At 72.9% G+C, this 15,457-nt stretch carries 11 protein-coding genes; 1 reads left to right on the top strand and 10 read right to left on the bottom strand.

Annotated elements, in window-relative coordinates:
- Window positions 1-11: 11 nt before the first annotated feature.
- Genes manD through GC722_RS08720 form a run of 3 tightly spaced genes read right to left on the bottom strand, consistent with a single transcriptional unit; the run spans window position 12 to window position 2,325 of the window.
- Window positions 12-1,244 carry a D-mannonate dehydratase ManD gene (gene manD, locus GC722_RS08730; RefSeq protein WP_331714568.1) on the bottom strand — a complete coding sequence of 411 codons (1,233 nt, stop codon included), beginning with the start codon at window positions 1,242-1,244 and terminating at the stop codon, window positions 12-14.
- A 44-nt stretch (window positions 1,245-1,288) separates the two neighbouring features.
- Window positions 1,289-1,648 carry an ArsR/SmtB family transcription factor gene (locus GC722_RS08725; protein ID WP_156609542.1) on the bottom strand — a complete coding sequence of 120 codons (360 nt, stop codon included), beginning with the start codon at window positions 1,646-1,648 and terminating at the stop codon, window positions 1,289-1,291.
- Window positions 1,648-2,325, bottom strand: coding sequence for an SRPBCC family protein (locus tag GC722_RS08720; protein ID WP_156609541.1), 678 nt, complete (start codon window positions 2,323-2,325; stop codon window positions 1,648-1,650). Before GC722_RS08720 ends, GC722_RS08725 begins: the two co-directional genes overlap by 1 nt.
- A gap of 220 nt (window positions 2,326-2,545) precedes the next feature.
- Between GC722_RS08720 and GC722_RS08715 the strand changes: the two genes are divergently transcribed.
- A complete protein-coding gene (locus GC722_RS08715) occupies window positions 2,546-3,742 on the top strand; it encodes an MFS transporter (RefSeq protein ID WP_156609540.1) in 1,197 nt (398 codons plus the stop codon).
- 53 nt (window positions 3,743-3,795) lie between these two features.
- On the opposite strand, the gene GC722_RS08710 is transcribed toward GC722_RS08715, so the two are convergent.
- From GC722_RS08710 to GC722_RS08680, 7 genes are all read right to left on the bottom strand, one after another.
- A complete protein-coding gene (locus tag GC722_RS08710; protein WP_156609539.1) occupies window positions 3,796-6,315 on the bottom strand; it encodes a GH116 family glycosyl-hydrolase in 2,520 nt (839 codons plus the stop codon).
- 177 nt (window positions 6,316-6,492) lie between these two features.
- Window positions 6,493-7,518, bottom strand: coding sequence for a LacI family DNA-binding transcriptional regulator (locus GC722_RS08705; protein ID WP_331714567.1), 1,026 nt, complete (start codon window positions 7,516-7,518; stop codon window positions 6,493-6,495).
- Window positions 7,519-7,731: 213 nt separating this feature from the next.
- The gene (locus GC722_RS08700) at window positions 7,732-9,978 is read right to left on the bottom strand and encodes a family 43 glycosylhydrolase (protein ID WP_156609538.1); all 2,247 of its coding nucleotides are present in this window, start codon (window positions 9,976-9,978) and stop codon (window positions 7,732-7,734) included.
- Window positions 9,979-10,022: 44 nt separating this feature from the next.
- Window positions 10,023-10,976 carry a carbohydrate ABC transporter permease gene (locus GC722_RS08695; RefSeq protein WP_231747552.1) on the bottom strand — a complete coding sequence of 318 codons (954 nt, stop codon included), beginning with the start codon at window positions 10,974-10,976 and terminating at the stop codon, window positions 10,023-10,025.
- Window positions 10,973-11,920: a carbohydrate ABC transporter permease gene (locus GC722_RS08690; RefSeq protein ID WP_331714566.1), complete on the bottom strand. Its 948-nt coding sequence runs from the start codon at window positions 11,918-11,920 to the stop codon at window positions 10,973-10,975. The genes GC722_RS08695 and GC722_RS08690 overlap by 4 nt, the downstream gene beginning before the upstream one ends.
- Window positions 11,917-13,278: an ABC transporter substrate-binding protein gene (locus tag GC722_RS08685; protein ID WP_156609537.1), complete on the bottom strand. Its 1,362-nt coding sequence runs from the start codon at window positions 13,276-13,278 to the stop codon at window positions 11,917-11,919. Before GC722_RS08685 ends, GC722_RS08690 begins: the two co-directional genes overlap by 4 nt.
- A gap of 283 nt (window positions 13,279-13,561) precedes the next feature.
- On the bottom strand, window positions 13,562-15,370 hold the full coding sequence (locus tag GC722_RS08680) for a glycoside hydrolase family 2 protein (RefSeq protein ID WP_156609536.1): 1,809 nt from the start codon (window positions 15,368-15,370) through the stop codon (window positions 13,562-13,564).
- Window positions 15,371-15,457 lie beyond the last annotated feature (87 nt).

Raw genomic sequence — 15,457 nt, 5'->3', positions numbered from 1 at the left:
GCGGACGCACCTCACCAGTCGTGGACGGTCTGGTCGGCCAGCCGGTTCACCGGCAGGTAGGCCGGGCGGTAGGGGTGGCGGGCGGCGGCCTCCAGGTCGAGGGTGACGCCGAGCCCCGGCTCGTCCCCGGGGTGCAGGTGGCCGTCGCGGAAGGTGGAGGTCTGCCGGAACACCTCGTCGGTCAGCGCGCCGTGGCGGGCGTACTCCTGGATGCCGAAGTTGTGGATGGCCAGCCCGAGGTGGAGCTGGGCCGCCATCCCCACCGGGGAGATGTCGGTGGGTCCGTGCATCCCGGCGCGGATCTGGTGCAGCGCGGCCTGGTCGAGCAGCTTGCGCAGGTGGCTGATCCCGCCGGTGTGGGTCACCGCCGAGCGGACGTAGTCGATCAGCTGCTCGCGCAGCAGCGTCTGGTAGTCCCAGGCCGTGTTGAAGACCTCGCCGACGGCGAGCGGGGTGGTGGTGTGCTGGCGCACCAGACGCAGTGCCTCCTGGTTCTCCGCGGGGGTGCAGTCCTCCAGCCAGAACAGGTCGTAGGGCTCGAGGTCCTTGCCCAGCCGCGCCGCCTGCACCGGGGTCAGCCGGTGGTGGACGTCGTGCAGCAGCGGCAGCTCGGGACCGAACTCGGCCCGGACGGCCTCGAACACGCCCGGCAGGTGGCGCAGGTAGGCCCGTGAGTCCCAGTCCTCCTCGGCCGGGCGGGCGACGGGGGAGCCCTGGGTCGGGTGCGTCTCCTGCCCGGGCTGGGCGGGCGAAGGGGCGCTGATGCCGTAGATCGAGCGCAGCCCCGGCACACCGCTCTGCACCCGGATCGAGCGGTAGCCCTCCTCGAGCCGGGCGTGGATGCTCTCCACGAGCTCCGGCAGGGTCTGCCCGGAGGCGTGGCCGTAGGCCATCAGACCGGTGCGGCTGGCGCCGCCGAGCAGCTGGTAGAGCGGCATCTGGGCGGCCTGGGCCTTGAGGTCCCACAGCGCGACGTCCACGGCCGCGATCGCGGCCATGGTCACCGGTCCGCGGCGCCAGTAGGCGCCGCGGTAGAGCAGCTGCCAGGTGTCCTCGATGCGGTGGGCGTCACGGCCCAGCAGCAGCGGGGCCACGTGCTCGCGCAGGTAGGCGACCACGGCGAGCTCGCGCCCGTTGAGCGTGCCGTCGCCGATGCCGGTCAGGCCGTCGTCGGTCCTCAGCACCAGGGTGACGAAGTTGCGGTCGGGGCTGGTGACCACGACCTCGGCGTCGACGATCCGCACGGCTGCTCCTGTGGGGGGTGGGTCGGCGTTGACGTCCGCCGACGCTACCCGGGAGGTCCGGCGTCGTCCTCACCGGCACGCCGTCCGGCGCGCCGCCCCCGCGCGAGCTCGGTGCCCAGGGCCTGCAGCCGGCCGGTCCAGAAGCTGCGGAACTGGGTGATCCAGGCGTCCACCTCCTCCAGCCCGGTGGTGTCGACGGCGTAGAGGCGGCGTGACCCCTCCGCCCGCACGGTGGCGAAGCCGTTCTCCCGCAGCACCCGCAGGTGCGCCGAGACCGCCGGCTGGGAGATGTCGAACTCCCGGCGGACGGTCTCGGTCAGCTCGCCGGCGCTCCGCTCGCCCTCGGTGAGGAGCTCCAGGACCCGCCGGCGGACCGGGTCGCCGAGGACGTCGAAGGCGTGCATCAGGCCGGGCGGACGTCCGTGGCCTCCGGGCCGACCGGCGCCGGCGGCTCCTGGCCGAGGTAGAAGGCGGTGGTGCGCTCGGCCGCCGCCCGGGCGGTCGCCTCGTCCTCGCCGCCGGCCACCGCGGCGGCGCCCCACGCCCGGGCGCTGGCGACCATGAACTCCTGGCCCTCGGCGGAGACGGCCCAGGCCTGCACCTCCTCCGGCACGACACCGGCACCGGTGGTGAGGTGGAGCGAGAGCCCCATCAGGCTGAGGTCCCACCCCACGCCGGCCGCGCCGGGACCGTAGCGGCGGGTGTGGTCGTCCTCGCTGGGCGAGGTGTGCACGAGCTCGAGCACGGTGCGCCCGCCGTCCTCGGTGAGGGTGACGTCCACCCAGCTGACCACCTCGCCGAACTCCCAGGTGATCGACAGCCGGCGCGGCGGCTCGCAGCCGAGCACCTCGCCGCCGGCGTTGCCCTCGAGCTGGAACCGCCCGCCGGGTCGGAGGTCGCCGCTGACCGGCATGAACCAGCGCGGGAGCCGTTCGGGGTCGGTCAGGGCGTGCCACACCTCCTCGGCCGGGACGGGGTAGGTCTGGCTGGCGGTCACCGCGGTGGTGGCCACCCCGTCGCGCTCCCCGCCCGGACGGACGGTGCGGGTGACGGCCCCGATCTGGCTGCTGATGTCGATCATCGCTCCTCCTGGTGTGCTGCTCGCGGTGCGTCTGCTGGGTCCTCAAGGTATCAAGCGGAAGTTATATAAGGCAATGGTGATCCATGACGTGACCACGGTCACGCGCGACGGGCGAAGGCACGCTGGAACGATCCAGTGCCGAGGAGGATGATGGTGGTCTCGACTCGCGACGCTGCGGAGCTCGACCCCTGCACACCCCCCGCGTCCGAGGAGAACCTCCATGCCGCTCGCCGTCTGGGTCCTGGCCCTGGGTGCCTTCGGCATCGGCACCACCGAGTTCGTGACCATGGGGCTGCTGCCCGAGATGGCGGCGAGCTTCGGGGTCTCGATCCCCACCGCCGGCTGGCTGATCACCGCCTACGCCCTCGGGGTGGTGGCCGGTGCCCCCACGCTGACGGCCCTGACGCACCGGCTGCCGCGCCGGACGGTGCTGATCGGGCTGATGGCGCTGTTCACCGCCGCCCACGCGGCCAGCGCGCTGGCGCCCACCTTCGCCGCGCTGGTGGCCGCCCGCTTCGGCACCGGGCTGGCGCACGGCACCTTCTTCGGCGTGGCGGCGCTGGTGGCGCGGGTGCTGGCGCCGCCGGGGCGCCAGGGCCGTGCGATGGCGCTGGTCTTCGCCGGGCTGACCGTGGCCAACGTGGTCGGCGTCCCGCTGGGCACCTTCGTCGGCCAGTCGGCCGGCTGGCGGGTCACCTTCGGCCTGGTCGGCGTCATCGGTGTGGCCACCATGGTCGCCCTCGCCCTGGCGATGCCCGCGCTGAGCACCCCCGCCGGCCCGCTGCGGGCCCAGTTCGGCGCCTTCCGCCGCGGGCAGGTGTGGCTGACGCTGCTGATCACCGTGGTCGGGTTCGGCAGCACCTTCACCGTCCTCAGCTACGTCTCCCCGCTGCTGACCGAGGTGGCGGGCTTCGCCGGCTCCAGCGTGGCGTGGGTGCTGGTGCTGTTCGGCCTCGGTGCCACCGCCGGCAACCTGCTGGGTGGACGCCTGGCGGACTGGTCGGTCAGCCGCACCCTGGTGCTCGGGATGGCCTCCCAGGCGGTGGTCTACGCCCTGCTGTTCGGCCTCGCCGAGTCCGCCCTGGCCGCGGCCACCGGGGTGTTCCTGTTCGCCTTCGCCGGCTTCCTGATGGGTTCGGCGATCCAGACCCGGGTGATCGTGGCCGCCGGCGGCGGGGCCAGCATGGCCTCCGCAGCGATGCAGGCGGCCTTCAACACCGGCAACGCGCTGGGGGCCTTCCTCGGTGGTGCCGTGATCGACGCCGGCTTCGGCTACGCCTCACCGGCGCTGGTGGCCGCCCTGCTGGCCGCCTCCGGGCTCGGGCTGCTGACGTGGGCCGACCGGCTGGACGCCACCGGGCGCGCCACGGTCGACCCGGCGCGGGCGGTGGCCGCGGGGCAGCCGCTGCGCGCCTGAGCCGATGCGCGCCTGAGACGGATGCGCGCTGAGACTGGGCCCCCGCCGCGGGCTCAGGAGGGACGGACCTCGAGCCGGTCCACCTCCAGGTGCCCGGACAGCGGCTCCAGCCGGACGGTGTCGCCCTCACGCACGGCCCGTCCCCAGCCGGTGTCCAGCACCACCGGCCACCAGCTGCCCTCCTGCTCGGGGAGCCGGAGCGTCAGGCTGCGGCTGGGTGCGTCGAACCGCTGCCCGGTCCGGGCCTCCAGCACCGACCAGCCGGCCATCGAGCGGACGTAGTGGTCCCCGCACTCGATCTCGTTGAAGGGGTTGCGGCGACGCCCGTCGTGACGGGCCCACACCGCCGACACGACGGCCTCGGACTCCTCGACCAGCCCCTCGCGGCGGCAGTGGGCGGCCACCTGGTACTCCACGCCCGTCCAGACCTCGTCGCAGTAGCGGGTCGCGACCTCGGGGCGGCCACCGGTGGGCCAGGTGCACATCAGCAGGCCGGTGTCGTCGCCGTCGGCGTAGACCCGCTGGCTGTGCTCGAGGTCGTGGAAGCCCCGGCGCAGGTTGTGCCGCACCACCGAGCGCAGCGCGGTGCGCACGTGCTCGACCGGCAGCAGGTGCCCGAGGTCGAGCTCGTGCGCCCACCACTGGCCGATCAGCTGGTCGGACAGGCAGCCGGCCTCCCACTGGTAGGTGCGGTCCTCGCCCTCGTCGAGGACCTGGCGGTAGTAGTCGCCGGTGAAGCAGATCTCGTCGTAGCCGCGGCTGCCCCGCTGGAACAGCTCGTGCAGCGAGTCGGCCAGCGCCACCCGCTCGGGACCGCCCAGCCGGCGGGCCATCTCCTCCACCGCCCGGAGCGCGGCGAGCCAGTAGGTGCCCATGAAGGTGTTGACGCCGCGCAGGTCGATGTCGTGGGTGGACGGCTGGACGCCGCGGAGCACCCCGGTGCCGTCGGGGTCCCAGCGCTGGCGGACGTGGTCGAGCAGCAGGACCAGCCGCGGCCACTCCCGCTCCAGCCAGGCGAGGTCCACCGCCCCCGAGCGCAGCTCGCGGTAGGTCTTGAGCAGGCAGCCGAGCATGCCGTCGAGAGCGGGCTCCTCCGGCCCGCCGATGGGCACGTCCCAGAACTGGCGCAGGTAGGCCGGCATCACCACGCGGTGGGGGAGCGCCCCGGCCGAGGGGTGCCCGGCGGGCACCTGCATGACGTGCAGCTCGGTCTCGCGCATCGAGCGCTCCAGCCCCGGGAACAGCCGCGCCACCGCCTGGGCGTAGTTCCACACGTGGGTGCAGTTCATCGGGCACGAGCCGCCGACGTCCCCGGCGTGGCCGGCGGTCGAGCGGCCGTTGAGCCCCTCGAAGCCGTAGAAGGTGCCGTCGGCGGTGCGGAAGCAGGTGGGCGTGCGCAGCACCACGGCCTGGGTGGCCAGGTGTTCGGCGGCGGTCGGGTCGAGGGCGCTGCCCGACAGCAGGTCCGTCCAGTCCGTCGTGGCCGCGACCAGCTCGTCCCAGCGCGAGGTCACGTCGGCGGTGACGTCGAGGGCGTCGGCGTGCGCGTTCGTGTAGGCGTTGCCGAGCCAGAAGCGGGTGGGCCCCCACTCGGCGCGGTCGGGGCCGAACTGGGTGAAGTCGACGTAGCGCTGCGGGAAGTGCCAGCTGAGCAGCACCCGGATCCGGGTCGACTCCCCGGGGCGGAGCGAGAACTGCGGGGCCAGGGCGCCCAGCCAGGTGCGTCCGGCGGGGCTGGGCCCGCTCACCGGCCGGGACTCGGTCTGCGCGTCGGCCGTGGTGGGGCGGAGCCGGACGGCGTCCTCGTCCCAGGAGCGGCGGCGCAGGAACGCGAGCACCTCCTCGACCGAGGTGGCGGCGGTGAGCACGGCCGCCCGGTCGCTGTCGCAGGAGAGCACCATCTGCCCGGCGCCGGGGTGCTCGGGCGCCAGGGTGGCGTTCTCGCCCACCAGGGACGTCCAGCCGCCCCGGCGCACCACCCGGTTCGTGGCACCGCCGTAGCCGGCCCACGAGACCCCCTCGAGCGGGCTGACGCCGTCGTAGCCCACGGCGTTGTGCAAGGTGGCGGCCAGGTTGCCGTGGACGCCGGTGGTGCCGGGGTTGGTGAGGGTGAAGGTGAACATCGCCACCGGCAGCGAGGAGGCGGCCTCGTCCAGCGGGACCAGCGGGTTGGTGGCCTTCAGCCGGACCTGCAGCGGCAGGTCGCCGAGGTCGTACTCGAGCTCGGCGGTGGGGTAGGTGGCCCGGAACCGGGTGCCGACCACCCCGTGCTCGGCGGCCAGCTCGCGCTGCCACCGCGGCACCGCGTCGTCGTCGACCATCGGGGTCGCGGTCTCCGAGCGCGGGGCCGCCGGGGCCTGCAGCACGCGGATCTCGTCCATCGGCGGCTCCCCGCGCGAGAGCCGCAGCGCGAACAGGCTGCCGGGCAGGTCCCCGTGGTGGTTGCCGATGTGGTGCAGCTGCCACTGCCGCAGGCCGCCGTCGGCCCCCAGGGCGACCGTGCCGGTGCCGATCCCGCCCAGCGGCATGGCGACGTGGCGGGCTTCGTGGTGCGGACGGGCAGGGGTGCGCATGCGGCTCCTCACGGGTGCGGGGGAGGACGGCGCCGTCCTCCGGGACCGGTCCTCCTCGACACGGTCTGCCTCGGCACGTTAGCGACCCCGGGCCCGGTGCGGTGGCCGGTCGGGACGTCTGTCTCAACGGCTGACCAGTCGGGCCACGCCTGCGGTCGCGGCTGGCCAGCGACGCCGTCAGCCGGCCGCGGCCCGGGCGGCGGCCCGCCCCAGGGTGCTCTCCCGCAGCTCCAGCCGCCACGGCACCTCGACGTGCTCCGCGGGCCGCTGCCGGTCCTCGGTGCGCGCCATCAGCAGCCGCAGCGTCTCGTCGGCGAGCAGCTCCAGGTCGGCGGCCACGGTGGTCAGCGGCGGGTTGCAGTAGCGGCCCTCGTCGGTGTCGTCGAAGCCGGCGACGGCGACCTGGCCCGGGACGTCCACCCCGGAGGCCACGCAGGCGCGGATGGCGCCGACGGCCAGCTGGTCGTTGAAGCAGAAGACGGCGTCCGGCGGTTCGGGCAGCGCGAGCAGGTCCTCCATCGCCGCCCGCCCGGTGGCCCGGTCGAAGGCCCGGGCCGGCCTCACCAGCGACCGGTCGATCGGCAGCCCCGCCGCGGTCAGCGCCTGCCGCCAGCCCTCCAGCCGCTGCGAGGCGGTGCCCGTGCTGGGCGCGTCGCCGATCACCGCGATCCGGCGGCGTCCCGTCTGCAGCAGGTGCTCCACCATGGCCCGGGCCGCGGCCACCGAGTCGACGCCGACGTGGTCGACCCCCGGGGGCACGTCGGCCTCGCCGAGCAGCACCAGCGGGGAGGAGTCGCGCCGGGCCCCGATCTCGTCGGCGGTGACGCACAGCGGTGAGAACACCAGCCCGTCGATGACGTGGCTGCGCAGGCCGTCGAGCACCAGCCGCTCGGCCGCCAGCTCCGCGCCGGTCTCCTCCAGCAGCAGGATGGTCCCGCGCTCGCGGCACCGGCTGGTCAGGATCCCGGCCAGCCGCGAGAAGTAGGGCTCGTCGATGTGGGGGAGCACCAGGGCCAGGAAGCCCGCCCGGCCGTACTTGAGCTGGCGGGCGCTCTCGTTGGGCCGGTAGCGAAGCTCGTCGATCGCGGCCAGCACCCGTGCCCGCGTGCTGGGACGCACGTGGGGATGGTCGTTGATCACGTTCGACGCGGTCTTGACGCTCACCCCGGCCCGCTCGGCCACGTCCTTCAGTCGCGCTGCCACCCTGCCTCCTGTCGCGGGCACCCTAGCGCCACGGCGAGCTGCAGTCCGGCCAGGACGTCCTGGTCGAGGACCCAGGTGGTGAGGCCCATGCTGCTCTCCTGGTCGGTCGGGGCGAGGTGGGGGCGGTCCGGACGCACCCGCATCCGGCACCCGGCTGGCGTCAGCCGGTCGTCAGCTCGGGCGCGACGGGCGCGGGGTCGGCGTGGCTGGGCGTCACCGGTGACGGTCCCGGCGCTCGTAGAAGCGCAGGTGGTCGAAGACCGCGGTGGCGGCGGGGGTGTCCCCGCCGTGGGCGACGAGCCCGATCCGCGGCTGGGTGCCGGGCTCGAAGGTCCACACCGCGCCCCAGGTCCAGCTGCGCCCGTCACGGCTGGTGCCGGCCCGGTAGAGGTGCTCGCCCGAGGCGTTGGTGCTGTGCGCCAGCCGGAGCCACACCGTGGGGGCCGGGGTGCCCACCAGCGCACCCCCGAAGCTGGTCCGCCCGTCCTCGGTGGCGACCAGCTCGCGGCCGAACTCGGTCTGCCGGGTGTTCCAGATGGCCACCGTGGACAGCCGGGCGAAGTCGTCGTCACCGGCGTAGGCGACGATCCCGGCCTGCTGGTAGTTGCGCACCTCGTCGGTGCCGAGGTCGAGGGTCACCTTGGTCTCGGCGACGTAGTCCCCCGCGGGGGCCTCGGCCAGCAGCACGCCGGCGTCGTTGCCCCCACCGGTCAGGTCCGCGGCCTGCAGCGGCCACCGCAGCGCACCGCCGGAGACGGTGGCGTCGGGGTCCTCACGCACCCACTCCAGGGAGGTGCCGGGTCCGTCGAACTCCTCACCGCCGATGAGCCGGCCGGTGCGGGGCTCGGGAGCCAGGTCGGCGGTCTCGTCGGCCAGCGGGCGCACCGTGACGTTGTCCACCACGGCACCGGCGGAGGTCAGCCGCACCTCGGCCCGGGGCAGCCCGAGCCCGCGGTGGCGGTGACCCACCTCGGCGAACGGGTCGTTGAGGTCGCTCTCGCTCAACGCGGCCACCACCTCGGGACCGTCGACCTCGACGGTGAGCGTCTGCCAGCCGTCGCGGGCGGGGGCGTCGGTGACGCTGGTGCGCACGTCGCGACCGCTGGTCGTCCTCAGCCGCAGCTCGCCGTCGGCCCAGGTGAGCGAGGCCCCCTGCCGGGCCGTGCCGAGGTCGACCGTCAGCGGCTCGTCGCCTCGGACGTCCAGGCGCAGCCGGAGCGCCCGGGCGGGCGCCCTCTGCTCCGTGGCCGCCTCGCCCTGCACCAGGGCGGTGCGTCCGGCCTGCGGGTCCTGCGGGCCCGGGCGCAGGCCCTCGAACCCGGCGGCGGCGGGGTCGTCGGAGCGGATGCCCAGCGCGGAGCCGGTGACCGGTGCCGGCTGCGGGCTGTCGCTCGGCCCGAGACCGGCGCGGGTGCGGGGCCAGCCGTCCACCCAGTCCAGCCGGTCCAGCAGCATCGGGCGCTCGTTGATCCCGAAGGGCTCGGTCAGCCAGGGGTCCTCGCGGTCGATCGCGTGGTAGACGATGAACTCCCGGCCGCTGGCGTCGGTGGCCACCGCGTGGTGGCCGGCCCCGATCCAGCGGTTCCCGTTCTGGGTGAGCACCAGGGTGCCGCCGACGCGGGAGTCGAGCAGGGAGATCCCGTCGGCGTCCACGAAGGGCCCCTGCGGGGAGCGCGCGCGTCCGGCGAAGACGGAGTAGCCGGTGGTGGGTCCGGCGCAGCAGTTCGCCGCGGAGGCCATCAGGTAGTACCAGCCGTCGTGGCGGATGACGTAGCTGCCCTCGTAGCGGTTGTCGATGGCGACCTGGGTGGGCTCGCCCACCGGGGTGAGCCCGTCGGCCGCCAGCTCGGTGACGTGCACGCCGCCGAAGTAGGAGCCGTAGTAGAGGAAGCGCCGGCCGTCGACGTCGGTCAGCAGGCTGGCGTCGAAGGTCCACAGGAACCCGCCGCCCTGCGGCCGCGGGTCGACCACCGGCTCCTCGACCGGCGTCCAGGGGCCGGTGGGGGTGGGCGCGGTCGCCGCCCCGATGGCCGAGTCGTCACCGGGGTTCAGCGTGGTGTCGGTGACGGTGTAGTAGATGACGTAGCGGCCGTCGACGTAGCGGACGTCGGGAGCCCACAGCCCCGAGGTGGGGGTCGCCCAGGAGGGGCGGTTGTCCTCGTCGAAGACCGTCCCCTGGTACTCCCACTCCACCCAGTCCCGGGTGCGGGCGATGTGCATGACGCCCGGGGGGTCGCCCTCCCGCAGCGGGTCGGCGGTGGAGTAGGCGTACCACCAGCCGTCCTTGCCCTGGATCACGGCGGGGTCGGCGAAGGTGTCGGCGAAGGAGGCGCTGACCGGGTTGGTGACCCGGTCGGCGCGCGGACGGGCCTCGGCGGTGCCGACCGCGACCAGGCCGGCGAGGGCCAGGCCGCCGGCGGTGAGGCCGGCGGCCAGGCGACGGAGCGGGTGGGGGTTCATGGACGTCCTCGTCACATCGGTGGGACTGGTGCGTGTCCGGGCGGTCAGCCCTTGATGCCGCTGGTGGCGACCCCTTCGATCACGTAGCGCTGCAGGAACACGTACAGCACCAGCACGGGCACCGAGGCGATCGTCGCCCCGGCCATGATCACCGGGTAGTCGGTGACGTAGGCGCCCTGGAGGGTGGCCAGACCGGCCGGCAACGTCATCCGCTCGGGCGAGAAGAGGACGAAGATCGGCCAGATGAAGTCGTTCCAGTTGGCCAGGAACGACAGGATCCCCAACGTCACCAGCGCGGGCTTGGACAGCGGGATGATGATCCGGGTCAGGATCGTCCAGGTGTTGGCGCCGTCGATCAGCGCCGTCTCCTCCAGCTCGCGCGGGATGGACAGGAAGAACTGACGCAGGAAGAACACCCCGAAGGCGCCGGCCGCGCCGGGCACCACCAGGGCGGTCAGCGTGTCCAGCCAGCCCAGGCGGTCCATCATCAGGTAGTTCGGCATCATGAAGATGAAGCCGGGGATGAACAGCGTGGCGATCAGCACGCCGAAGATGAGCCCCCGGCCACGGAACTCCATCCGGGCCAGCGCGTAGGCCGCCATCGAGGCGACCACGAGCACCAGCAGGGAGTGCAGCACCGCCGCCACCAGCGAGTTCAGCGCCCACAGCAGCACCGGGTTCTGCGTCTCGTTGAAGATCAGCTGGTAGGCCCGCAGCGTGAACTCCCGGGGGATCAGCGTGATCGGCGTGGTCACCGAGTCGGGCTGGCTGCGGACCGAGGTCAGGCCCATCCACAGCAGCGGCACCACGAACACCGCGGACAGGGCGATGATCGCGACCCAGAACAGCGGCCCGTTGCGGTGGCGGCTGTAGGAGCGTCGCCGGGTGCGGGCGGGTGTCCCCGGGCCGGTCACCGGCGGGCTGGACGGAGCGTTGGCGGCCGAGGCCAGCGGCATGTCACGGCTGTCGACCTTGTTGCGCGAGATCTGCTCGGTCATGACTTGCGCTCCCGCATCAGGAAGAAGTTGGCGATGGAGATGACGGCCAGGAACAGCGCGAGCAGGTAGCTCATCGCCGAGGCCGACCCCATCTTGAACCGGCGCAGACCCTCCTCGGTCATCACCATGATCGCGGTGCGGGTGCTGTCACCCGGACCGCCGCTGGTGAGGAGGTAGGACTGGCCGAACATGTTCGCGCTGGCCAGGATCGTGGTGGTCACCACGAAGATCATCACCATCCGCAGACCGGGGACGGTGATGTGGCGCAGCTTGCCCCAGGCGCCGGCGCCGTCGAGCTCGGCGGCCTCGTAGTGCTCCTCGGGCAGGCTCTGCAGGCCGGCCAGGTAGATCACGGTGTTGAAGCCCATGGTCCACCAGACGGTGACGCCGACCAGCGCGATCCAGACCGCCGGCTGCGTCTCCAGCCACGCCACCGGCGGCAGCCCGACGGCGTCGAGGAAGGCGTTGATCAGCCCGAACTGGGTGTTCAGCAGGTACTTGAACAGCACGCCGATCACGGCGATGCCGAGCACGAACGGGGCGAAGATCATCGCCCGGAAGAACGTGCGCGCCGGGAAGTGCCGGTTGAGCAGCAGGGCCACCAGGAACGGGATCACGACCAGGAACGGGACGCTGGCCACCGTGAAGATGGCCGTGTTCTTCATCCCGTTCCAGAAGTCGCCGAACACGATCGAGGAGGGGTCGAACAGGTTGGCGTAGTTCTGGGCCCCGACGAAGGGCTTGTAGGGCAGCAGGAAGTCCCAGTCGTGCAGGCTGATCCAGATGCCCCAGACCGCCGGCACCAGCACGAAGGCGGTGAGCAGCAGGACGTAGGGAGCGCAGAGCGCGTACGGGGTCAGCGGGTGGTGCAGCCGCAGCCGCCCGCGCCGCTCCCCGCCCGGCCCTCCGGCCGGGCGGGTCGCGGCCGATGGGAGGGCAGTCACCGCTGGTACTTCTTCTGGTTCTCGGCCAGGATCCGGTTCGCCTTCTGGGCGGCCTCGTCGAGGGCCTCCTGCACGCCCTTCTTGCCGGCCACGATGTTGCTCGTGGCGGTGGCCCACTCGGTGGCGATGTCGGAGATGCCGGGCACCGGCGGCAGGAACCGGACGTAGTCCAGCTGCTGCGCGAAGATGTTGACCTCCTCCTTCTCCGCGAACTCGGGCATCTCGCGGACGGAGGCGCGGGCGGGCACCATGCCGGCGTCGGCCCAGGCCAGCGAGTTCTGGATGATCCAGTTGACGAAGGCGCGGGCGGCCTTGGTCTTGTTCTCGTCGGCGCTGCGCTGCACGGGCAGGACGAACTGGTGGGAGCCGGACCAGGTGGCCAGCGTGCCGCCGATGTTCGGGACCTGGGTGACGCCCCAGTCGACCTTCTTGTTCTCCTTCAGCGGGGTGACCATCCAGGGGCCGTTGAACATGAAGACGGTCTTGTCGTTCTGCAGGGCCAGCGTGTCGGAGTCGTTGGCGGCGTTCTTGGGGCTGTAGCCCTCGTCGATGAGGGAGCGGACCCACTGCATCGCCGCGACCGTGCCGGGGTGGTTGTAGCCCGAGGTGGTGCCCGCCTCGTCGACCATGTGGCCGCCGAACTGGTACACCATCGTCTGCCCGAAGTTGTTGGCCACCGCGCCCGGCGGGACCCACAGACCCTGCACGCCCTTGCTCTTGGCCATGTCCAGGACGTTCATGAACTCGTCCATGTTGGTGGGCGGGGAGTCGGGGTCGGCGCCGACCTTCTCCATCACGCGCTTGTTGTAGTAGAGGCCCGCGGGGTGCAGGTCGAGGGGGAGCCCGTAGCGCTGGCCGTTGTACATGCCGGCCTGCCACACGATCGGGGTGAAGTCCTCCTCGGTCATGCCCAGCGCGTTCGCCACGTCGTCGAGGGGCTGCACGACCTGCCGCGCGGCGTTGGTGGCCAGCGTGTCGGCGTGCATCATGCCGACGTCGGGGCCCTTGCCGTTGCTGACCGCGGCGGGCAGCTTCTGGTAGTAGTCCGCCCACGCGATGGTGGTCGTGCTGATCTTGACGTTCGGGTACTCCTTGGTGAAGTTGTCGCACATCTTCTTCATGATCGGACCGTCACCACCGGTCAGACCGTTCCAGAAGGCGAGCTCCACCGGGGGCCCGTCGTAGCCGGCGGCGCCACCGTCACCGGAGGGGGCGACCTGCTGGCCGGGACGCGCGCTGGAGCCCGGCTGGCAGGCCGCGAGGCCCGCGCCGGCCGCCACGGCGGCCACGCCACCCAGCAGGCCTCGTCGGGAGATGCTCCGCTGGCCCAGGACGGGGCGGGAAGTGGTCGTGATCATGGACGTCTCCTCCTTGAGAACGTCGGGAGGAGGCGCCGGTCCCGAACCGGCCGAACGCCGGGCTGCTGTGCGCCGCCTCCCGCCTTGCAACGGTTACCGGGACGGTACAACGGTGTAAGGGCCCCCGCAACGATTCCGCAGAGGTTTCTGCGTCAGATCGATAACAACTTGGCAGCGGTCCTCGCGGGGGTCGTGCGGGCGCGCCGAGGCACCCGGCGCGGGGGTTGCCCGGGCCGGGTGCCGGGTGGTCCTCAGGGCCTGCGGACCGGTGCTCGGAAGGGGGTCAGCGCTTCTCGTAGGCGGCGACCCGGGCCTGGATGTCACGCACCCGGGCGATGTCGAACTTCGGCCTGCGGTCGAAGTCGTAGATGCCGTTCTGCTCCTGGAACGTGTCGGTCAGCTGGGTGTAGCAGTAGCCGAACATGCCGGGGTCGTCGAGCAGGGCGTCCACCAGGCCGGCGAAGCGGCGGTAGAACTCCTCCTCGTCGGCGACCCGCTGGCCGTAGCCCCACGACTCGAACCGGTTGTCCCCGGCCGCCGCGGCGGCCGCCTCGGCGTTCCACCAGATGCCGCCGAACTCGCTGACGAAGTACGGCTGGCCGTTGTGCGGCTGCGAGATCGGCTTCCCCTCGTGGTCGTTGGTGTAGCCGCGGCCCTCGGCCAGGCCGCCGACCTGGCGGGCGAACTCGGCCGGGTCCTGCTCGTAGTTGTGGCTGTCCCAGATGTCGGTCTCGAGCACCCGGTGGGAGTAGCCGGAGGCGTCCAGCACCGGACGGCTGGGGTCGGCCAGCTTGGTGGCCAGGAACATCGCCCGGGTGACGTCGTCGAGGGTGGTGATCCGGTCGTGCAGCGGCTGCCACGTCTCGTTCAGCGGGCACCACCCGATGATGGCCGGGTGGTTGTGGTCGCGCTCGAGGGCCTCCAGCCACTGGGTGACGAAGCTGGCGGTCGGCTGCTGGTGGTCGGAGCGGTGCCCGTGGCCGCCGGCCCCCCAGTCGGCGAACTCGCCCCACACCAGGTAGCCGAGCCGGTCGGCGTGGTGCAGGTAGCGCTCCTCGAAGACCTTCTGGTGCAGCCGGGCGCCGTTGAACCCGGCCTCCTGCGACAGCACGATGTCGTCGACCAGCGCCTGGTCGCTCGGCGCGGTCATCAGCGACTGCGGCCAGTAGCCCTGGTCCAGGACCAGTCGCTGGAAGACGTGCTCGCCGTTGATCAGCACCGCGTCGCCGTCCAGGGCCACCGAGCGGAGCCCGGCGTAGCTCTGCACCTGGTCGAGCACGGTGCCGTCGGCGTCGGTCAGCGTCAGGCTCAGGTCGTACAGGTGCGGGTCGGCGGGCGACCACAGCCGGCGTCGCCCGTCCGGCACCGGCAGCGACAGGCTCGGCGCCAGGTCCAGGTCGGCGCCCACCTCGGCGCGCGACACCTCGCCGTCGGCGTCGGAGAGGACCGCGAGGACCCGGGCGCCGGGACGGTTCCGCGACACCGGCAGCACCAGGTCGAAGCGGCCGGCCCCGACCTGCGGGGTGATGCGGGGGCGTCGCAGGTGGACCGGGTGCACCGGCTCCAGCCACACGGTCTGCCAGATGCCGGTGGTGCGGGTGTAGTGGCAGGAGGCGTTGGCGTAGGCCACCGACTGCTTGCCCCGGGCCTGCGGGCCCTCCTTGGGGTCGCGGGCGCGGACCACGACGGTGACCGTCTGCCCGGCCCGGGCGACGCCGCTCAGGTCGGCGGTGATGGGGGTGAAGCCGCCGCGGTGGCGGACCACCTCGACGTCGTCCACCCAGACCGTGGCGTCCTGGTCCACCGCACCGAGGTGCAGCAGCACCGAGGAGCCCTCCCACTCGGCGGGGATGGTGACCTCGCGGCGGTACCAGACGGCCGTCAGGAAGTCGGTGTTGCCGATCCCGGACAGCTCCGACTCCGGGGCGAAGGGGACGGTGATGCGCTGGGCCAGCGGGCGGGTGCGCAGACCACGCTCCAGGCCGGAGTCGCCGGAGTCGATCTCGAACTCCCACTCGCCGTTCAGGCACAACCAGCGGTCACGCACCATCTGCGGGCGCGGGTACTCGGAGCGGGGCAGGGAGTCGGGCATCGTCGTCGATCCTTCGCATCAGTTCGGGTTCTCGCGCCCGGGCGCAACCGGGCCGCAGGACGACACTAGAGCCGGACTACAACCGTT

Source organism: Auraticoccus cholistanensis (genome assembly GCF_009742705.1).
GTDB classification, from domain to species: domain Bacteria; phylum Actinomycetota; class Actinomycetes; order Propionibacteriales; family Propionibacteriaceae; genus Auraticoccus; species Auraticoccus cholistanensis.
The sequence above is the reverse complement of the archived record's forward strand: the minus strand, read 5'-3'. Positions and strand labels throughout refer to the sequence as shown.